This window comes from Cobetia amphilecti, assembly GCF_032923285.1.
GTDB classification, from domain to species: Bacteria; Pseudomonadota; Gammaproteobacteria; order Pseudomonadales; family Halomonadaceae; genus Cobetia; species Cobetia amphilecti.
On the sequence record NZ_CP136695.1, the window covers coordinates 793711 to 814478 of the forward strand.

Consider the following 20768-nt stretch of genomic DNA (forward strand, 5'->3'; position numbering starts at 1 on the left):
GGCGTGAACGTCAACTGACCTGGAACGACCACCAGGTGACGTTCTTTTCTCCCGGGACTGACAGGCAGACCACCTGTCAGACCCGCCAATCACGTAGTGCCTCTGGTCTCCAGGTACCAGAGGCACCACGTGATGACTGACCCTTCAGTTCCCTGCGTACTTGGGGCCGGCTATGCCGGCCCTCTTTTTTTTGTGCGTCTAGCGCTGAATGGCCAACAATTTCATGCGAAACGTTGCCAATGGGGCGGTTTGTCTCGTGGCGGCGTAATGATTTGAATAAGAGTCATATTTATTAACGAACTGGCAACCGCGATGGACGCTGGTGAACTCTGGTATTCTAGGAAGACGTGATTCGATGATGACCACCCCTTTCTTGCATAGAGTTCTTTCCATGGCCTCCACAGTGTCACGACGCTGGCGTCCCCGCTCGCTGCCGCAGCTGGTTCTGATGGCATTTCTGGTGGTGATGCTGCCGATTGCCGTGCTCATGTTTCAAGCAGGGCAGGCGCTGTCGGAGTTGTCGGAACTGGCGGATGTCAGTGCCCGCCAGGCCGTCGACCAGACCCGCCGCGCCCGCACGCTGACCAATCTTGCCGTCGAGATGGAGCGTAGCGCCCGCCAGTACGCCGTGCTGGAAAATCCCGATCTGATGAAGATCTACGCCGACAAGGCCAACAGCTTCCGCACCTTGCTGGATGAGCAGGCGCGCCTGTTGGGCGAGGGCGACCCTCGCGTCAGCGAGTTGAAGGCGACGCTGTCACAGCTCGAGCGCATGCCCGAGATGAGCGTCGACCAGGTCAGTCGCCATCTGGAAGACTTCGGGCCCTTCTCGATCCAGGCCAGCGGCCTGCTCAACTCCACGCGTGAACTCGTCGATGCGCGTATCGAAGGCATTCGCGCCCGCGCTTCCCAGGTCAAGAATCAGCTGTGGTGGCAGACCGCCGCGCTGGTCTCCATCAGTCTGCTGTTGATGCTGTTCTTCACCTGGCTGATCATCCGTCCCATCCGGCAGCTGGAGCGCCGCATCAATGGCCTGGGCAGCGGTACCGACAGCGAGCGACCCATCGTCATCAAGGGCCCGGCGGAGCTGGTGCAGCTGGGTGAGCGTCTCAACTGGCTGTCGACGCGCCTGGATGAGCTCGAGGAGCAGAAGCAGCAGTTCCTGCGTCACATGTCGCATGAGCTCAAGACCCCGCTGGCCAGCATCCGTGAAGGCACCGGCCTGCTGATCGACGAGGTCGCCGGGCCGCTGAGTCCGCACCAGACCGAGATTCTTGGCCTGCTGGATGACTCCAGCAAGGAATTGCAGAAGCTGATCGAGCAACTCCTCGACTACAATCTGCTGCAGCACAATCAGGGCCTCGAACAGAGTCGTTTCGATGTGCATGAAGTGTTCAAGGAAGTGCTGGCAAAACATCGCCTGGCACTGGAAAAGAAAGGCATGCGCGTGCATCTTCCGCCTGCCAGCCTCAGTTGGGAGGCGGACAGGCCGCGTACCGGGCGTATTCTCGACAACCTGATCTCCAACGCCATCGCCTACGGCGAAGACAGCGGTGACCTGTGGTTGAGAGCCCGCAAGGAGCGTCGCAAGCTGATCATCGAAGTCGCCAACAGCGGTGAACCCATCGCCGCCCAGGACCGTGACCACCTGTTCAAGCCCTTCTATCAGGGCGCGGTGAAGCGCAAGGGTCCGCTCAAGGGCTCCGGCATCGGTCTCTCGGTCGCCGCTGACAGCGCCCGCGCCCAATTTGGTCAATTGGCGCTGGTGGATGACCCCAAGGCGGATGTCTGCTTCCGGCTGACATTGCCGACACCGAGTCGCTCGCTGACGTCAGGGGAAGGCAGCGAGCATGAACCGCAGGCAGACAGGGATGCCGCCGGAGCGGATCAGCAGTCCACACCACATGAAATGGCGTCATTGAACGCCATCAAGCACGCAAGGAACTGAAGTGATGAAGGGTCAACGACTACTGATGCGCCTGGCTGCAGGCGTGTTGCTCAGTACGCTTAGCGCCTGTGGCGCCCTGACCAATATCACCATGCCGGGCAGCGAGCCGGAAGTGGTCAGCCCGAGTGTGCGAGAGAGCTGCTACGGCGCCGGCGACCTGCCGGACTTCACCGGCGAGGACTGCCTGCTGGATGAATGGGTCGCCTTCGCGCTGCAGGCCCAGCGTGGCAACAGCGGCTGGCGCGAAAGCACCCTGTTGCAGCTGGAAGGCAACCGCCACGACCGTCGCCTCGCGCGTGCCATCGTGCTCAGCTGGGGCGATGAATCGAACTGGGAGCTGGCCTCCGACCTCTACAAGGCGGACCTGCCCACCGCCCCGAGCCGCCTGCAGCCGCTGCTTCGTCAGTGGCTCAATGGCCTCGAGGAGCGTCGCGGTCTGATCGCCGAGCGTGACAAGAATGACGGTGCCCGTCGCAAGCTCAGCGCCGAGAACGCCCAGCTGACCAAGAAGCTGGAAGCCTTGACGGCCATCGAAGAATCGATCAATTCGCGCCGCCAGAGCACGCCCTGAACCCTCAGCGGCAGACTCTGGCCACGACCCTGTCACTCAATCCCCGCGATTGCATGACGCAAGACTGTGCGGCCCCGACGTCGATGTCCCAGGCCCTCGGGTGTCGCAAGGAGAGTTAGTGTGAAATACGCACAAGCGCATATTCTGCTCGTCGATGATGATGCGAGCCTGCTCAAGCTGCTCGGCATGCGTCTCGAAAGCCGTGGCTTCAAGGTCACGACGGCCAGCAGTGGCCGCGAGGCGCTCAGCCGTCTCGAAGCCGCACGTCCAGACCTGGTCCTGTCCGACCTGCGCATGGATGAAATGGATGGCATGGCCCTGTTCGGTGAGCTGCAGAAGCGTCAGCCGGGCATGCCCGTCATCCTGCTGACCGCACACGGCTCCATCCCTGATGCCGTCAGTGCCACCCGTCAGGGCGTGTTCAGCTTCCTGACCAAGCCGGTCGACAAGGACGAGCTGTTCGCCGCCATCGATGAGGCGCTGGCCCAAGCGCCGCCCGTAAAGGAGGGTGACGATGCCTGGCGCGCTGGCATCATCACTCGCTCCCCGCAGATGGAGCAGATTCTCGAGCAGGCGCGCATGGTAGCGGCATCCGATGTCAGCGTGCTGGTCACCGGTCCGTCCGGTTCGGGCAAGGAGCTGATGGCCAAGGCCATCCACAACGCCAGCCCGCGCGCCTCGCGTCCCTTCGTCGCCATCAACTGTGGCGCGCTGCCGGAGCAGCTGCTGGAAAGCGAGCTGTTCGGTCACGCCAAGGGCTCGTTCACCGGCGCGGTCAGTGCCCACCAGGGCCTGTTCCAGGCGGCGGACGGCGGCACCCTGTTCCTCGACGAGATCGGCGACATGCCGCTGGCGCTGCAGGTCAAGCTGCTGCGTGCCCTGCAGGAGCGTCAGATCCGTCCGCTGGGCTCCACCACCTCGGTGCCCATCGACGTGCGCATCATCTCCGCCACGCACCGCAATCTCGACAAGGCGATGCATGACGGTGACTTCCGCGAAGATCTCTACTACCGCCTCAACGTGGTCAATCTGAAGCTGCCCGCCCTGCGCGAGCGTGCCGAGGATGTGCCGCTGCTGGCCAAGTACCTGATCAGCCAGGCCGCCGCGCGCCACAAGCCGTTCGTGAAGGGCTTCTCGCCGGAAGCACTCAACCTGCTGGCCTCCAGTGCCTGGCCGGGCAACGTGCGTCAGCTGGTCAACGTGGTAGAGCAGTGCGTCGCCCTGACCAGCTCCTCGATGATTCCGGAAGCGCTGGTCTCCCAGGCGCTGGCCGCGGAAGAGAACGCCTTGCCGTCCTTCTCCGAGGCGCGTGCCGGCTTCGAGCGCAGCTACCTGATCAAGGTGCTGAAGATCACCGAAGGCAACGTGACCCAGGCGGCGCGTATCGCCGGGCGTAACCGCACCGACTTCTACAAGCTGCTGGGGCGTCATGATCTGGAGCCGGGCGTGTTCAAGCCGGGCGCCGAGCAGGGCCCGCCTGATTTCTAGGTTTATCGCGTCCGAAGCCACGCGAAGGGCATAAGGTCAAAAGCGGTTCAGCGCGCCCGGAGCTGCGCGAAGGGCACAAGGTCAAAAGCGGCCCGGCTCCACGCGAAGGGAATAAGGTCAAAAGCGGCCCGGTGAAGTGCAGAAGACCAGGGTCAAAAGCGATCCAACGCGCCGCTTCTTGCAAGCCCACGCGCGTAACGCGTGAGATCGAAAGCGGCCTGATGTGTCTGACGCAAAGCCCATGAAAAAGCCCCGTTACCGGTTCCGGTAGCGGGGCTTTTTTCGGTCTGTCAGCGTGACAGCGTCGATCAGGGCTTTGGTCTGTAGCGGCGTTTGACCTCGACGGCGAGGCGGCCTTCGCCGAGGCGGATCGAGAGCATCTCGCCGGGCTGGGTCTGGTGGGCGGCGCGAATCACCTTGCTGTCGCCGGGTGACTGCGTCTGGCTGCTGCCGACGCGTTCGACGATGGCGTAGCCACGGTTGAGCACATTGAGCGGGCTGACCGCATTCAGCGCGCGCATCGCGCCTTCCAGGCGCTCACGGTCAGCGGCCAGACGACGTGGCAGGGCGTTGTTGAGGCGCGGGGTCAGCATCGCCAGTTGCTGACGATGGCGCTGGATATCGCGCGCGGGGCTGGCCTGCTGCAGGCGGCGGGTCAGCTGGTCGGCCTTCTGCTGTTCACTGGTCATGCGCATGCGCACAGCGGTGTGCAGGCGGCGCTCCAGCTCGCGGGCACGCTGGCGCTGGGTTTCCAGCTCACGGGCCGGATGACGCAGGCGCGAGCGAGCATGATCTAGACGCTGCGCCGCCTGATCGAGGCGGGCACGCTGCGCGCGCCACAGACGCTGCTTGAGGGCGGTCAGTTGCTGCACCTGGGCGCGTTGGTCCGGGTACAGCGCCTCGGCGGCGGCGGAGGGCGTCGGCGCGCGCAGGTCGGCGGCCAGCTCCGCCAGGGTGGTATCGGTCTCGTGGCCGATGGCGGCGACCACCGGCAGGCGCGAGTGGAAGATGGCGCGCGCCAGGTGCTGATCATTGAAGGCCCACAGGTCTTCCAGGCTGCCGCCGCCACGCGTGATCAGCAGCGCATCACAGTCGCTGTCGCGATTGGCCATTGCCACCGCGCGAATCAGTTGCGGCACCGCCTGCGGCCCCTGCACGGCGACTGGCAACACGCTCAGATGCGCCTGCGGCCAACGCTTGCGCGTCACCGCGATCACATCCTGCAGCGCAGCGCCGGTCGCGGAGGTGATCACGCCCAGATGGCGCGGAGGATGGGGCAGGGCGCGCTGATTGGCGAACACGCCCTCGGCCGCCAGTTGCTCCCTCAGGCGTGCCAGTCGCGCCAGCCACTCCCCCAGCCCCGCCTGCTGCAACGCCTCGACGATCAGCTGATAGTCGCCACGCGCCTCGAACAGCGACACCTTGGCACGTACCCGCACCCGATCACCGTCCCTGGGCTTCTCGCGCAGAAACTGGGCGCGGCTCTTGAACAGCGCACAGCGCACCTGGGCGTTGTCATCCTTGAGCGTGAAGTAGCAGTGGCCGGAACGCGGCTGCGAAAAGCCCGAGATCTCCCCCTCGATCCAGAGCTCCCCCAGGCCTCGCTCCAGCAGGCCCTTGGCCTCGCGGTTGAGCTGGGTCACGCTGATGGCGTTGGCGGCAGACGAGGTTTCGAACACGCGACATTCCTTGTGTGGAGCTGGCGGGGAGCTCGTGTCAGGGCGACTATTGAAGCTGGTGAAGAGAACAAGACAATGATGCCACAGGCGAGAAGCGAGAGACGATCCAAAGCGTCCCATGCGCTGCGCTGGGCGGCACCCAGTGAGGCTCGGCTCTGGCAAGGTGACTCACCGCCCGCCAGCCCGCAGGCCGCGCCATCCGTGGCTTTAGTTGACCAGATGGTTAGTGTCGCCGGGACGTGAAGTTGCGAGTTTGATAGCCTGCGACGTTTGTCTCGGGCGGGGCGAATGGGTTATCATGGGTGATTACCTCGCAGCAACCGCTAGAACCGTAGTCATGGCGCCTGTCCATCGGGCCCTGCACTGCGGCTTTCGCGCATCCCTCATAAACTGCTACTGGGCGTTCGACATGCTACGTATAGCGCAAGAAGCTCTGACGTTTGATGACGTTCTTCTCGTCCCCGGCTACTCCGAGGTCCTCCCCAAGGACGTCAGCCTGAGATCACGTCTCACACGCGACATCAGCGTCAATATCCCGCTTATCTCCTCTGCGATGGATACCGTCACCGAAGCTCGCCTGGCCATCGCCATGGCGCAGGAAGGTGGTGTCGGCATCATCCACAAGAGCATGAGCATCGCCCAGCAGGCCGCGGAAGTCCGCAAGGTCAAGAAGCACGAAAGCGTCATCGTGCGTGACCCGGTCACTGTCAGCCCGAAGGCCAAGATCCAGGATCTGCTGGCAATGTCCGAGGAGCATGGCTACTCCGGCTTCCCGGTGGTCGAGGGTGAATACCTGGTCGGCATCGTGACCGGTCGCGACATGCGCTTCCAGCCTGACTTCAGCGATACCGTCGCCGGCATCATGACCGGCCGCGAGAAGCTGGTCACCGTGCTGGAAGGCACGCCGCTGGACCAGATCAAGGCCAAGCTGCAGGAAAGCCGCATCGAGAAGATGCCGATCGTCGATGACGAATTCCGCCTGCGCGGCCTCGTCACCGTTCGCGACATCGAGAAGGTCAAGACCTACCCGAACGCGGCGAAGGACAGCAACGGCAGCCTGCTGGTCGGCGCCGCCGTCGGCACCGGCCCGGAAACCCCGGACCGCGTCGCTGCACTGGCCGAAGCCGGCGTTGACGTCATCGTCGTCGACACCGCTCACGGTCACTCCAAGGGCGTGATCGACCGCGTCGCCTGGGTCAAGGAGCACCACCCGAAGATTCAGGTCATCGGTGGCAACATCGCGACCGCTGAAGCCGCCATCGCCCTGGCAGAAGCCGGCGCAGACGGCGTCAAGGTCGGCATCGGCCCGGGTTCCATCTGCACCACGCGTATCGTCGCCGGTGTCGGTGTGCCGCAGATGAGCGCCGTCGCCAACGTCGCGGCCGCCATGGCCAAGTACGACGTGCCGGTCATCGCCGATGGCGGTATCCGTTTCTCCGGTGACATCGCCAAGGCCATCGCCGCAGGCGCCAGCATCGTCATGATCGGCGGTCTGCTCGCCGGGACGGAAGAAGCCCCGGGCGAAGTCGAGCTGTTCCAGGGTCGTACCTACAAGGCGTATCGCGGCATGGGTTCCATGGGCGCCATGTCCCAGACCCAGGGTTCCAGCGACCGTTACTTCCAGGACAAGAATGCCGGCGTCGAGAAGCTGGTACCGGAAGGCATCGAAGGCCGCGTGCCCTACAAGGGCATGATGAGCGCCATCGTGCACCAGCTGATGGGCGGCCTGCGTGCCTCCATGGGCTACACCGGTAGCCAGACCATCGAAGAGATGCGCACCGTGCCGCAATTCGTGCAGATCACCGGTGCCGGCTTCGCCGAATCCCACGTCCACGACGTGCAGATCACCAAGGAAGCGCCCAACTATCGGCGCGACTGATACATAGCGAAGCGCGACGCAAAGCGGGAGCCCAACACGGGTTCCCGCTTTGCTTGGGTCGAACGAACTTTCGGTATCGGCTACCCTCGACGCCAGATTGTTTCGGCCCTGCGCTCCCTCGCAGCTCCGAAGCGGGTCTCACGACTCCCCAATGAGAGACTGAAGATGCAAGACATCCATTCCCACAAGATCCTGATCCTCGATTTCGGTTCCCAGTACACACAGCTGATCGCGCGTCGCGTGCGTGAGCTGGGCGTGTTCTCCGAGGTGCGTGCCTTCGACATCACCGAAGAAGAGATCCGCGAGTACAACCCCAACGGCATCATCCTGGCCGGTGGCCCGGAATCCGTCACCGAGCTGGACTCGCCGCGTGCGCCTGAGTGCGTGTTCGAGATGGGTCTGCCGGTGTTCGGCATCTGTTACGGCATGCAGACCATGGCCGAGCAGCTCGGCGGCAAGGTCGAAGGCTCCAACGTGCGCGAATTTGGCTATGCCCAGATTCGTGTCGATGGTGAGTCCGCGCTGTTCAAGGACATCAAGGACCACCTGGACGACGAAGGCCGCCCGCTGCTCGACGTCTGGATGAGTCACGGTGACAAGGTCGCGAAAGTCCCGGAGACCTTCACCGTCACCGCCTCCACCCCGAGCTGCCCGATCGCCGCCATGGCGTGGGAAGAGAAGCAGTTCTATGGCGTGCAGTTCCACCCGGAAGTCACCCACACCCTGCAGGGCCAGCGCATCCTCGAGCACTTCGTGATCGAGATCTGCCAGTCCGAGCGTCTGTGGACTCCGGCCAAGATCATCGAAGACCTCACGGATCGCGTTCGCGCTCAGGTCGGTGACCGCAAGGTGCTGCTCGGCCTGTCCGGTGGTGTCGACTCCTCCGTGGTCGCGGCGCTGCTGCACAAGGCCATCGGCGACCAGCTGACCTGCGTCTTCGTCGACAACGGCCTGCTGCGCAAGAATGAAGGCGACCAGGTCATGGAAACCTTCTCTCGCCACATGGGCGTGAAGGTCATCCGTGTTGACGCTGAAGACCTCTTCCTCGGCAAGCTGGCTGGCGTCAGCGATCCGGAAGCCAAGCGCAAGGCCATCGGCAACACCTTCATCGAAGTGTTCGATGCCGAAGCCGCCAAGCTCAAGGATGTCGACTTCCTCGCCCAGGGCACCATCTACCCGGACGTGATCGAATCCGCCGCCAGCAAGACCGGCAAGTCCCACGTCATCAAGTCCCACCACAATGTCGGCGGCCTGCCGGACGACATGAAGATGGAACTGGTCGAGCCGCTGCGCGAACTGTTCAAGGACGAAGTCCGCAAGGTCGGCCTCGAACTCGGCCTGCCCTACGACATGGTCTACCGTCACCCCTTCCCGGGGCCGGGTCTGGGCGTGCGTATCCTCGGTGAAGTGAAGAAGGAATACGCGGATATCCTGCGTGAAGCCGACGCCATCTTCATCGAAGAACTGCACAACTTCGACTGGTACCACAAGACCAGCCAGGCGTTCGCCGTCTTCCTGCCGGTCAAGTCCGTCGGCGTCGTCGGCGATGGCCGCCGTTACGAGTGGGTCATCGGCATCCGTGCCGTCGAGACCGTCGACTTCATGACGGCCCGCTGGGCGCACCTGCCGTATGAGCTGCTGGAGAAGGTCTCCAACCGCATCATCAACGAGCTGGAGCACGTCTCGCGCGTCACCTATGACGTCAGCAGCAAGCCGCCGGCCACCATCGAGTGGGAATGATCGTCTGACGATCCCCCCTCGCTGAGCTGACGCAGCGTTCTGTCGAGACGGTCTCTTGAATTGATCGAGACGAGAACGCAGCAAGCAAAAAGCCCTTCTGGCCATTGGCCGGAAGGGCTTTTTTTGTGGGCACGATTCAGGAAACGCTTACCGCCTCGTTTACTCCAGCTCGGCTCACTCCTGCTTGGCTGGCGCCTGCCTGGCCTTGCGCAGATCGAGCCGTATGCCGTGGGCGGAGTGGAAGTAGCCGAAGTTCGCCATCCTGCGTGCTTCGCCGTCCGGTGTCTGCCATTCGACTTCGGCGTGGTGGTTGCACAGCTCTGGACACTGCCCGAAGATGGAAGCCATCGCCGACAGAATGGAGGTATTCCAAAACAGGTTGGCCGGGCGTGCTATAAGGACATGACGAAATCAGTCGATCAAATCGACAAAATGAGACGCTGGCCGTTTGGCCGACGTAAGTAGTTAGAAAGCATACAGGACGGTGATGGTGCACCGGCCCGCATTTTCACATACATCAAACCGATTATGGTGAAGCTGTAAATTGTTTCTAAATAGAAACTGGTTTGTATTATTTCTGTAACCCCGCGGCTATTAATTAAAATAGTTAATGAAAAGCAAGGCCTTCTTCGAATTGATATTCTTCAGTATGTGTTAAATTGAGTATAATTAATCACGCAAATCACGGGCCACTATGAGAACTGAGCAAGAAATTTTTAATGAACTAGAGGTAATTGCTGCCCAAGAAGGTTTCTGGGAAGTTATAGCCTTTTTCTGTTGGAAAGACACTTTTATTCATTTGTCTGGTGAAAAGTTGGACGCTGAAGCCTTCGCACAGACATTTGATAGAACTCGTTTATCCAGAACTGAGATTTCAACACTCTTTGGTTTAGCGTGTAAGAGAGGATTCAGCGATAATCAACTGAGCTCAGATGAATTAAAAGAAAGAGCAGAACATGTCTGGCGTCTTCTCGATGAATTACATCATAGTTTTTATCCACCACTAGACTTTGTTACCTTGTCTGAAAAAATTGGTTCCAATGATGGTAATGATATCCCTGATTTTGGTGAGTTCATGCGTGAACTAGACCCAAACAGAGATAAAAATCACTTTATGCGAGAAGCTATTTTTTACGGAGGGGATGGGGTTTTTAAGCATCAATATAGAGATTTAGCCAAGCGTAGATATTCTCTTGATGAGGATTGGATTGAGGCAAATAAAGGGTTCAAAATCTCTCAAGCAGTTGATGTTATTTCGGCTATAGAACAAATTCAACTAGAAAAATACAATCAGTTAGCCTCTTCAGCAAAAAGCTGGCCATTGCCATACCACTTGCCTATATTCATTTTTACTACCTCTGAAGTTGTAACACGAAGTGATTTAGGCGAAGAGGTTGTCGAGGCTGTGATCGCAGCTTTATCAGCCAAGCCTGAAGAAGGAATGAAGTGCTTTAAATCTGTGGATGATTTTAATCATAGGAATGCGTTTCCTATAATAAAAATTGGTGAAGACACCTTCGTCAGTTTTCAAGCCTACAGTTTATGGGAAGCTCTTTATGAAAGCCCATTCTTTTGGTTTAACGAAGACAAAGCTTACAAGTCTATTGCAAGCAAACACAGAGGTGCTTTTACTGAGGATTTTACCGCTGAACGCCTAGCTTTAGTATTTGGCAAAGAGAATGTATTAACCAATATCGATATCTTTGATGGTAAAGGCAAAGCTGGCGAAATTGACGTTTTAGTCACATTTGGTCGTTTCGCGATAGTAGTGCAAGCCAAGTCCAAGAAGCTCACTATTGAAGCTCGTAAAGGTAAAAGTCAGCAACTTGAAGATGATTTTAAGAAAGCGATACAAGACGCCTATGACCAAGCTAACTTGTGTAGTCAACTATTGCAAAAAGAAGGCTATATTTTTAAAGACGAATTTGGCAAAGAAGTTAATATTCAATCAGATTTCAAGACGATATTTCCTGTTTGTATCGTATCAGATCACTTCCCAGCTCTTGCTGCCCAAGCTCGGCACTTTCTGAAATATAAAACAACCAATGCAATAAAACACCCTTATGTGATGGATGTGTTTTTAATAGATATGATTACAGAAATGTTGCCATCTCCTCTTTGGGTTATCGACTATCTTAATAAACGGAGTGACTATGGTGATTCAATTCTTTCTAATCATGAACTAGTAATTCTTTCAACTTACATTAAGCAAAACTTATACTTTGAGGAAGGTCCAGCGCTAGTTATGCTTGACGATGATATTTCCACAGATCTTGAATTAGCCATGCTAGCCAGAAGAGATGGTCATGATGGACCAAAAACCCCTGAAGGTTTTCTCACATTTCATAGAAAGTCTCATGTTGGAAAGATTATCAATGATATTGAGTTTTCGGCAGATTATTATCTTCAGAAGCTAGGGTTACACCTCCTATCTATGAGTGGTGATAGTATCGATCTACTCAATATAGCAATTTCAAAGATGATTGCTCAATTTAAAAAAGATCATCATCACCATGATATATCTCTTCCCTTGTTAGAGGAGAAAACTGGTTTAACTGTCCATTGCAATGAAGATGACAATGGTACTGCCTATAAAAGACTGGTTACACATTGTGAGAAGCGAAGATACACATGCAAAGCAGAATCTTGGGTTGGATGTTGTTTTAGCCCAACTAAAGCTAAGCTCCGATTTTCTTCATACCACGAAGGCAAGTGGAGCCAATCAGATGAAATGGATAGGTTAGTTGCGGATCTAAAGCCTATTTCACCAGAGCATCACATAGAAGACGTAAGAAAAATTTCCTTTGGTAAGCAGCCGCAGATAGAAGGTAGAAAAGTTGGAAGAAATGAACCTTGCCCATGCGGCAGTGGTAAGAAATATAAACGATGCTGTATATCTTAATTATGATTTAGTAGTAAAAATCCAGTCGTTTGTTAGCCTCGCATTCATCGCGAGGCTTAGTCGTATTAAAGCTGCTTATTGATTGAAAGAGTATATAAAGTCCATCTTGGGGAAAAGTGTATTTTGGGTTTTAGTAACAAGAGTCAATACCGCTTACTTTGATTCGATATTTAGGTTGCGTTCTTTAGGTTGCGTTATTTGGTTGAAGATTTGCTCGGTAATACCGGAGTGTTACTTGGAGTTTTTTGTTGTCACCTCGACGTTGATCTGGTTTGCCAGTAGACTTGTCTATTGATGATGGTCTTGGTTTCAAATCCATGATTTGACCCTTTTATTTAAGAAGGTTAATCTTGGCTGTATAATTTTTGTGCAGTATTGATGGCTTTCAAGATGTGTATGAAAATTAATACAAAAATATTCCCAAGGTCTATTGCTGGTAACTCATGATTTGGTGCGTTTTAAAAATGTACTGCGACAAGTTGGAAGTACAAGATGGATAGAATTACCTCGGGACCACGAATGCTTACTGTTGAAGAGAGGCAAGAGCTTCGTCGTGACATGGCAGAATCGTCAGCTTGGGCCAAAGCTGAACTAAAACGTCGACGAGCTGGAAATAATCAAAAAAATTTTGAGCATGGTATAGATGATGGTATCGAGAAAGGTGGCCTTTCTAACTAGCTGTTATTTCGATGTATTTTCTGCTCATTGATGTTCGAGTGGGAATGATCGCCTGACGATCACCCCTCGCTGAGCTGACGCAGCGTTTCGTCCTGACGGTCTCTTGAACTGATCGAGACGAGAACGCAGCAAGCAAAAAGCCCTTCTGGCCATTGGCCGGAAGGGCTTTTTTGTGGGCGCGATTCAGGAAACGCTTACCGCCTTGTTTACTCCAGCTCGGCTCATTCCTGCTTGGCTGGCGCCTGCCTGGCCTTGCTCAGGTCGAGCCGGACACCGTGGGCGGAGTGGAAGAAGCCGAAGTCGGCCATCAGGCGGGTGTCGCCTGCGGGAGTTTGCCATTCGACTTCGGCGCGGTGATTGCGGACTTCGTGCATCACGGCGTCGTATTTCAGCAGCAGTGAGTCCGGTTCGGCTTCCTCGGTCTTCACATCCCATTGTGTGACGACCAGCAGGTAGTCGCCGAGTTGTGGCTGATAGGTAGAGGTGAGATGCGCCTCGGTGAGCGTCAGCGGCAGCGCGTCGCCGTCCTTGGAGAGCGCCAAGTGCCGACTGAGATAGTCACCGAGTTGATCTGTCAGCGTCTGCGCCAAGGGGGCATCGGGCTTGGCGTCACCAAGCGCTGCCAGTTGTGGCGCGGCGATCAGCAGATCTTCACGCGGGAACTGGAGAGTGAGCTTGAGCGTGTGCTTTGGCTGCTGCTCAAAGATGAGCGTGCTGCCGGGCAGGGCATGGGCGTGAGCCGTCTGGACGATGCCCATGCCGCTGACTCCCATGCCGCTGATTCCCCTACCATTGCCGCCAAGCGTAGTCCCGCCGATCATCACCGCGAGCGTGAGCAGCGCCGCGCGCCACGGCGAGCAGCGGGTCATTCGTTCTGGCCGCCGTAGTCGTCGGTGCGGTCACGCCATACCGAGTGCGGATGGTTGCCGACCTTGTCGGTGGACTTGTTGGACTGCAACGAGAACTCGATCCACAGCGACGGGCCGTGTATCCGCACATAATCGTTTTCGGCGCTGACCTGCGGCGTGCCGGAGAAGCCGAGATAGGTCTCGGGAAGCTCGGAGGTGTACTTCTTCATGTAGGCCGCGGCTTCGGGGGCGGAGATGTCGTCCACGTAGGTCTCGATGGCCGTCAGCAGCAGGGCTTGCTGGTCATCATCCAGTTCGGAGACCGGCAGGCCTTCATAGCTTTCGGGGATGGCGTCGTCGGCCTGGGGGCCAGCGAGGATGTCGCGGTAGGTGCCTTCCAGCGTGGCCTCGGCCTTCTGGTCATCGGAGAGCGAGCTCAACAGGGTGGCGAAGGCATCGCGTTCCTGGGTCAGCGGCTCGTTCACGCGACCGTTCATCTCGAAATAGGGGAAGGGTTCCACGCCACGGAAGGAGGGCGTGGCACCGGCCAGCTTGCCGTCGGTGTAGGTGCTGGCGAAGGCCATGTGGTGGCCGCCGTAGTACAGCTCCCAGGTGCCGGTCTCGCCGGGCGTGCCGAGGAAGGCGAACTTGGTGTTGTAGGAGGAGTAACCGGCCTTGTAGTCGGTGCTGACGGTGTTGATGTAGTCATCGGCGTTGAGCGTCTGGAGCATCTCGTCGAAGCCTTCATCGGGCGCGTGGCCGGTGGCTTCCAGCATGATGGCTTTGACGAGGCCGCGCTGCTTGATGTTCAGCTCGCCCAGCAGCACGCCGGGGCGTTTCGGGAAGGCGCCAGCGGGCAGATTGCTCCAGTTCTCGGCCTCAGCGAGCGAGTAGTCATGCTGCAGGTTCTGCAGGATGTCATCGCCGGAGATATCCGCCTTGAGCAGGTCAATCAGGCACAGCATGCGCTCATAACCTGGCGTGTCGCCGCACTCGGCGGCGCTCTCGGGGATGGGCACGCTCTGCATCTGGGTGCTGGTATCGCCCATGCGCGCGCGCAGTGCCTCGCTCAGGGCCTGGTCTTCCGCTGACATCGGCGGCGGGCCATCGTGATCGGGCGGCGGCCCGTCGTGCCCTTGTTGTGCGAGGACGGGGAAGGACAGAAGCGCGGCCAGCGCGGCTCCTCCGGTCACTGCGAGACGTCGGGACATCGTTGGGCCTATTTTCCGGGGACAGGAGGAAAACCTTAGCCCGCCTGACGTCGAGCAGGAAGCCTTCACCCGATGATTTCTTTGTGCACATGCGGTGGGCTGTGCGTCGGCTGGCGACGACAGCCACGGGCCATGTCACGGCTCACGCCAGTGTCAGATCACCGTCGTATTCGAAGCGTCTTTCCTCGCCGGTGACGGGGTCAATGAACTCGAATCCCTTGGAGAGCAGCTGCAGGGGGCGCGCGTAGTCATCCGGCGAGAGCGGTTGCAGTACGGGGTAGTAGCGGTCATTCAGAATCGGCCAGCCCAGAGTCTGCATATGCACGCGTAGCTGGTGGGTTCTGCCGGTGACAGGGTGCAGCTCGAACAATGCTTGGCTCTCTGTCTGCTGCACGCAGCGAATCACCGAGTGGCTGTTGGCCGCGCCGTCGGTGACATGAATGCGGAAGCGTTGCTCGCTCTGCTCGAGACGATTCTTCACCTCCCACTGCTGGCCCACCAGGGATTCATCGCTGTGGGTCTCGGCGATGGCCTGATAGGTCTTGTGGATATTTCGTGACTTGAACAGCTGATGGTAGAGGGGGCGCGTGTCGGGATTGACGGAGCACAGCACCAGCCCCGCCGTGACTCTATCCAGCCGATGCACCGCCTGCAGCGCCTCTATTCCGGTGCGCTTGCGCAGCCGCTGCTGCAGGCACTCGTTCACGTACAGGCCGCCGGGCGTCACCGGCAAAAAGTGCGGCTTGTAGGCCACCAGAATGTGCTCATCCTGATAGAGAATCCGCTCCGCGAAGGGAATGCTCGGCTCGCTTGCCACCTCGCGGTAATAGAACACGCGCAGATGTGGTTGGTAGGGCGACTCTGGCGTAATCCGCGAGCCATCATCGCGATGCACCTTGCCCTCGGCCATGCGCTCGCGCCAGCGTGACTCGGCAATCGCCGGAAACTTGAGCAGCAGATACTCCAGCACCGTCGTCACACCGGGATTGACCTGAGGCAAGCTCAGCTTGGAAGGACGCGCGGAAATGGACATGGAAGGCCTGAGGTCGTGGGGAGCGGCTTGAGGGAGCCATTGTACAGGGTGAGGCGGGGAGCGGCGTTGTCAGTATTTTTGGCGCTGTTATAGGTAGGGAGTGCTGGGATCAAAGGTCTATTCAAGGCGCTGAGATACAACATCAAAAAAGCCCTCCCGGCGTCGCCGGGAGGGCTTTTTCATGCGTCTTGCGGATTACCTTCACCGATCGGGTGATCTGCGGGGTTCTACTGAGATCAGACCGTTACATCGGGTGTTGCTCTTCTTCGTAGAGCTCGGCCTTGGCGTCGCGTAGGACATCTTCGCAGGCGCTGTGGTTGGCCAGTTGCAGCATCAGATTCTGGCTGAGGGCGAAGCCCTTGCCCAGGCAGGTGTCGACCTCTTCGCGGGTGAGCGCCGGGGTGACATTGCAGTCAATCTTCATCGTACGACTACCGCCATCAAAGCGGTCGGCGAGGGCGCGCAAGCGCCAGGCAAGCCGTGTTTTCCAGCGGGCGGTGGGGTCGGGGCCTTCCGTCACGTCGAGCGTGCAACGCCATTCAGGTTTGTAGACCTTCATGTGAACCTCCTCGGCTGGTCGTTTTCAATGATCGATCGTGATGTTCTGCTCCGCGTGCTGTGCTTGATGTCGTGCCTTGTTGCTCGTACCAGAAATGCGTTCCAGTCGTGCATATGACAGTCGTGCTCGAGGCTCGCGCGTCATCTTGATCGACGACAGGCCGAGCCTCTCTCCCACCATACGAGTTTTGGCGCCGAGATACATCAGTCTGAGTGTAAACGTTGCTTATCCTGATGTATCTGCAACAGCTGCTCCAGCGCCAGATGCAGCCAGTCAAAAGTATCAAGTGGCCTCACGACCCGCGCTGGCACGCCACTTTGTTCAGCGGTGGCGGGGCTGTCAGGCGGAGTGTGCTCGCCCAGCAGCTCCGCCAGGCTCTCGATCTGGATGCCTTCGCGTAATGCGAATGTCTCAAGCTCGCCACTGGCCAGCCAGATCTCCTGAATCACCGTCGGCACCGCACTCATGGCACAGGCGTAGTCGAGAATCTCGCCGCGCTCGCGTTCTGCTGCAATGCGCGCGGCATGCGCCAGCAGTTGGGCGCTCAAGGCCGGAAAGCGCGCCTTTGCAATGCGTGCCGGCAGGCGAGAGTCGCCAAGCCCGGGCGCTTGCCAGCGGCGCAGCACAGGAGGGGGCTTGATTGAAGAGCCCGGCATTGAAGCGTCTGACGACGGGCAAGCAGACGGATGGTCAGTCTTGGAGGCCATGTGGATAAACTCCAGCGCGAAGGGCGAGCCGGCAGGCCGGTCGAGGGGCAAGTGGCAAGTGGCGAGGGTTGAGGGTCAGGGCGAGGCAGCAAAGGCCATAGCCGCTGATGAATCAGACAGCGAGAAAGGCAGAGTGTTGGATTGCGGGCGAGTCAGCGTCGCTTGCGCGGCAGTCACTGCTGCTGTTTTGCCCAACAATGGCAGCTCGGGGGCGCTAAGCCGGCAGACGAAGCAGGCGTTTGCGCCAAGTAGTCATGAGGCGGGGTGGGGCTGCCAAGTGATTAATTTTGCGAGAAAAAACATCAATCGATGCAACCAGACGGCCACTTCGTGCGTACACAGCAGCACGTGCCCGCTGCGTTGCAGCGCAGGCCCATTCCCCCTGGAGAGAATTGACATGACGAAGTACGCCGATCGAATCCGCATTTCCCTGTTGCTGCTGCGCCTCGGGGTCTTCCTCGTGATCACGATGTGGACACTGGACAAGTTCTTCAATCCTGGCCACGCCGCCGCCATCTTCGAGAAGTTCTATGCCATCGGTGGCATGGGCGAGGGCATCGTCATCGCGATTGCCGTCATCGAGATGGTGCTGTTGCTGCTGTTCGTCACCGGCGTGAAGAAGACCCTAACCTACGGTCTGGTGCTGTTGCTGCACGCCGGGTCTACCTTCTCTGCCTTCAAGCAGTATCTGGACCCGTTCGATCACCTGCTGTTCTTCGCTGCCTGGCCGATGCTGGCCGCCTGTGTCGCGCTGTTCATGCTGCGCGAGATCGACACCTGCTTCACCCTCGGTGGCAAGCAGGCGCGTCTTGAGGAAGAAGCGGCACGCTAAGTGACCGTGGCCGAGCTGGCTGCAAGGTTCGGCCACTGCCCTTGCTGAGATGACACACAAAAGCGCCGCTCGGGACATGCCCGGGCGGCGCTTTTGTGTGGGGAGGTATCGCCATCGTGCGTCTTCGTGTGGCCTTGCTTGCTTGCGCCGGGGAGAGTGGGGGTTCCAGCGTCGTTATGTGTTTTTTCTTGTTATGTTTATCCAAAAGGCAATCGGCTGGCTTATGTGCAGGTGATTAAGCCCATGATTGTGTCTGCTGTTCTCCATAATCAGCATTACGTAATCATCTGATGGCAAGGCCCACAGGCAGCACTGTGCTTGCTCAGGTCACGTCATGCCTTGCTACGCCATGCGGGATTTCTGCTGCAGGCCCAGTGAGTCACTCAGCACCTTGAGGGCGCTGGAGAAGTCCTCGGCTTCGCTCGCCTGTGCGAGGCTGTCCGCGCTGGACTTCTCGCTGACGACACTGTTTGCGCAGGTCTTGTCGCTGGTCATTCCACTGCCGCTGACGCTGGCCATGCCGCGATCGCTGGCGATCACCTGACCGACGGAGTGAGCAGTGTCGCTGCCGAGTGCGTCGTCACTGGCGTTGCGCGCGATGATGGCGTGGAGGGCCGGCAGGCTGGCGTGGTTGTGGAACTGCCAGACGCCGTAGATGCGGCCATCGAAGGAGGCTTCACTGCCCAGTGTCGGGTCGACGGCGAGACCGGCGCCCAGCCCGAACATGTAGAGGCCCGCAAGACGCTGGCCGTGGATATCGCAGGGGTTGCCGTTGGCATCGGAATCCAGCCCGCCATTCACTTCACGCAGCGTGATGGGCTGATGATGAGCGTCGCTGATGGTGGGTAGAATCGGCTGATAGCCGTTGCACTGCACCACGATGGGCGCGTCGGCGAGCACTTCGCTGGCCAGTTCCAGGCGTTGGGCACTGCCGGGGCCGGTCTGCACCAGCTGGATGTCCATCGCGCACTCTTCGATGCGGCCGGTGGCCAGAATTTCCTGACCGATGGCCAGCGCCCGGTAGCGCAGCCCGCCGGAGCGGTTGATGCGACCGCTGATCGGGCATACATCGCGCTCGGCATCATAGTGATAGCCTGCGGCGCGCGCTTCTTCGGCGTTCTCGAAGAACAGCCGAATCGGCGAGCGATGCAGCAGGGTGATCTCCTTGACGCGGGTATTGCGCAGCGCGTCGGCCAGCACGTCGAGCATCGAGAAGGCGCTGTGCGAGCCCCCCACCACACAGACGCGACCACCACGCCGCAGGCGCGGCAGCAGCAGGCTGCGCAGCTGTCCCGGCGGCATGCGCAACAGCTCATCGCCGCTGTAGATGCGTGCGCGCCGCGACGGTGTCAGTCCCTGACGATTGAGGCTCTGAGTCAGTTGCTCCGGGCACTGCTGGCCGCCCAGATTGAGCACCAGGTTCTCGGTGCGCAGCCGCGACGTGCGCTGGGCCACTTCCGGTTCATGCGAGAGAGTCAGAATGCTGGTGCCGTCGAGGTACTGCAGCGTGTCCAGGCTGGTGCCGCACCACATCTCGACGCCCGGCAGGGCGGTGATGTGCGCCAATACCAGGGCACTGGCGGCTTCCAGCAGCTCGCCGATCTCATCGAGTCGCGGGGAGGAATAGGGATCGGCCCGGATTCGCTCCAGGCAGGCTTCGCCTTCAAGCGGGGCCAGCACGTCGGCGAGTGCCGGGTCGCGCAGGCAGTCGAGGAACACATCGCCGACCGAGTTGGCGGTGATGCGATATTCGCCCAGTCGACCAGCGCCAAGCTTGCCGCTGGCGTGGGTACCGCCGGCATCGAGAATCAACAGTCCGTGGCGGGCCAGTGTCGTGATCTGGCCTGTCTTGAGGGCATTGAACAGAAATCCCATGCCTGCCGGGCCGACACCGGCCACGATACATCCGTAGCCCGTGATTCTTGAGAGGTCCTTCATGTCGTCTTGCTCCCTGGGTCGTAGTGACATCTTGTGGCTGTTTCGGTAGAGAGGTGTGATCCCCTCTGACAGCTGGCGGCTTGAAGACTGCGCCGCTCTATTGCTGCTCCCCTGTTGTCGGGGCAGCGGTGACCGTGGTGTTGCGGGTGGCAAAGATCGCCTGTCCGTGCGATATCATTTGCTCTTTGACGTGCTATTACAGCAACTTGCATGCGCGTTATGCCGTGCATTGCGGCAATGAAGCTGCCGGATTCACGTCAATGGTGTTTCCATGGTGTTGCCGGTTCTGAGTGCCGGTTCTGAGTGCCGGCGACCTGTGCCTTGCGCCGGGCTTGATGACCGGTTTCATGACCAGCGTGATGACCGGCTTCGCACGAGCTGTCAGTACGCTTGCAACGATCCAATTCGGGAGACCACCCCGAGATCGAAAACGCCTGTGCGACACAGACAGCATTTCGCTATCTGCAAGTCATTGATATTCATGACATCGATTCAGATGGAGCCTCTGGGCGCGCAGCGGCACCGCTGCGGTAGCCGAGCAATAGCCGAGCGGTATCCAGCAGCACATCACTGATGAGAGGTGGCATTCCTCATACCCGGCATGGGGATGGGCCCATCTCGGTATGCGCCAATCCTGGTGTGTCATTGGCACTGATAGTCTGAGGCAGATAACAAGAACGTCTTGATGATTATCCCGACACGAATGTCGGCGCCATTTTCGTGAAGTGCGCTGCAGGAAATGCACGGCGTGAAAT

General features: G+C 58.9%; 16 protein-coding genes. 8 read left to right on the forward strand and 8 right to left on the reverse strand.

The window, feature by feature from the left end; genetic code table 11:
* Positions 1–391 precede the first annotated feature (391 nt).
* The 3 genes from R1T44_RS03545 (at position 392) to glrR (ending at position 4007) form a co-directional block, all read left to right on the forward strand.
* A complete protein-coding gene (locus R1T44_RS03545; RefSeq protein ID WP_054555310.1) occupies positions 392–1948 on the forward strand; it encodes a sensor histidine kinase in 1557 nt (518 codons plus the stop codon).
* Positions 1949–1952: 4 nt separating this feature from the next.
* On the forward strand, positions 1953–2519 hold the full coding sequence (locus R1T44_RS03550; protein WP_317292583.1) for a hypothetical protein: 567 nt from the start codon (positions 1953–1955) through the stop codon (positions 2517–2519).
* A gap of 120 nt (positions 2520–2639) precedes the next feature.
* Positions 2640–4007, forward strand: coding sequence for a two-component system response regulator GlrR (glrR, locus tag R1T44_RS03555; protein ID WP_054555312.1), 1368 nt, complete (start codon positions 2640–2642; stop codon positions 4005–4007).
* Positions 4008–4315: 308 nt separating this feature from the next.
* Here glrR and xseA read toward each other — a convergent pair whose 3' ends face one another.
* Entirely contained in the window at positions 4316–5686 is a 1371-nt protein-coding gene (gene xseA / locus R1T44_RS03560; RefSeq protein WP_317292584.1) for an exodeoxyribonuclease VII large subunit, read from the reverse strand.
* Between the two features lie 409 nt (positions 5687–6095).
* On the opposite strand from xseA, the gene guaB reads away from it, so the two are divergent.
* Complete coding sequence (gene guaB, locus R1T44_RS03565; protein ID WP_131431234.1) at positions 6096–7565, forward strand: IMP dehydrogenase; 1470 nt, start codon at positions 6096–6098, stop codon at positions 7563–7565.
* A 165-nt stretch (positions 7566–7730) separates the two neighbouring features.
* A complete protein-coding gene (gene guaA / locus R1T44_RS03570; RefSeq protein WP_175089919.1) occupies positions 7731–9305 on the forward strand; it encodes a glutamine-hydrolyzing GMP synthase in 1575 nt (524 codons plus the stop codon).
* A gap of 174 nt (positions 9306–9479) precedes the next feature.
* On the opposite strand, the gene R1T44_RS03575 is transcribed toward guaA, so the two are convergent.
* Positions 9480–9653 carry a hypothetical protein gene (locus tag R1T44_RS03575; RefSeq protein ID WP_175089917.1) on the reverse strand — a complete coding sequence of 58 codons (174 nt, stop codon included), beginning with the start codon at positions 9651–9653 and terminating at the stop codon, positions 9480–9482.
* A 346-nt stretch (positions 9654–9999) separates the two neighbouring features.
* Here R1T44_RS03575 and R1T44_RS03580 point away from each other — a divergent pair, with 346 nt between their 5' ends.
* Both R1T44_RS03580 and R1T44_RS03585 read left to right on the forward strand, forming a co-directional pair.
* Positions 10000–12207 (forward strand): SEC-C metal-binding domain-containing protein, encoded by a 2208-nt coding sequence (locus R1T44_RS03580; RefSeq protein WP_317292585.1) that lies wholly within the window; start codon positions 10000–10002, stop codon positions 12205–12207.
* Between the two features lie 492 nt (positions 12208–12699).
* A complete protein-coding gene (locus R1T44_RS03585) occupies positions 12700–12885 on the forward strand; it encodes a hypothetical protein (protein ID WP_175090163.1) in 186 nt (61 codons plus the stop codon).
* 221 nt (positions 12886–13106) lie between these two features.
* Here R1T44_RS03585 and R1T44_RS03590 read toward each other — a convergent pair whose 3' ends face one another.
* The 5 genes from R1T44_RS03590 to R1T44_RS03610 form a co-directional block, all read right to left on the reverse strand.
* Positions 13107–13754, reverse strand: a complete 648-nt coding sequence (locus R1T44_RS03590; protein WP_288989371.1) for a hypothetical protein — start codon at positions 13752–13754, stop codon at positions 13107–13109.
* The gene (locus R1T44_RS03595) at positions 13751–14944 is read right to left on the reverse strand and encodes a DUF3500 domain-containing protein (RefSeq protein WP_217485900.1); all 1194 of its coding nucleotides are present in this window, start codon (positions 14942–14944) and stop codon (positions 13751–13753) included. The genes R1T44_RS03590 and R1T44_RS03595 overlap by 4 nt, the downstream gene beginning before the upstream one ends.
* A gap of 142 nt (positions 14945–15086) precedes the next feature.
* Entirely contained in the window at positions 15087–15977 is an 891-nt protein-coding gene (locus R1T44_RS03600; RefSeq protein WP_175090165.1) for a pseudouridine synthase, read from the reverse strand.
* 244 nt (positions 15978–16221) lie between these two features.
* A complete protein-coding gene (locus R1T44_RS03605) occupies positions 16222–16536 on the reverse strand; it encodes a hypothetical protein (RefSeq protein WP_043333722.1) in 315 nt (104 codons plus the stop codon).
* A 203-nt stretch (positions 16537–16739) separates the two neighbouring features.
* Complete coding sequence (locus R1T44_RS03610) at positions 16740–17192, reverse strand: hypothetical protein (protein ID WP_175090166.1); 453 nt, start codon at positions 17190–17192, stop codon at positions 16740–16742.
* Between the two features lie 448 nt (positions 17193–17640).
* Here R1T44_RS03610 and R1T44_RS03615 point away from each other — a divergent pair, with 448 nt between their 5' ends.
* Positions 17641–18075 (forward strand): hypothetical protein, encoded by a 435-nt coding sequence (locus tag R1T44_RS03615; RefSeq protein ID WP_043333725.1) that lies wholly within the window; start codon positions 17641–17643, stop codon positions 18073–18075.
* Between the two features lie 342 nt (positions 18076–18417).
* Here the strand turns inward: R1T44_RS03615 and R1T44_RS03620 are convergent, their stop codons facing one another.
* Positions 18418–20013, reverse strand: a complete 1596-nt coding sequence (locus R1T44_RS03620) for a pyridine nucleotide-disulfide oxidoreductase (protein ID WP_175090167.1) — start codon at positions 20011–20013, stop codon at positions 18418–18420.
* Between the last annotated feature and the right edge of the window lie 755 nt (positions 20014–20768).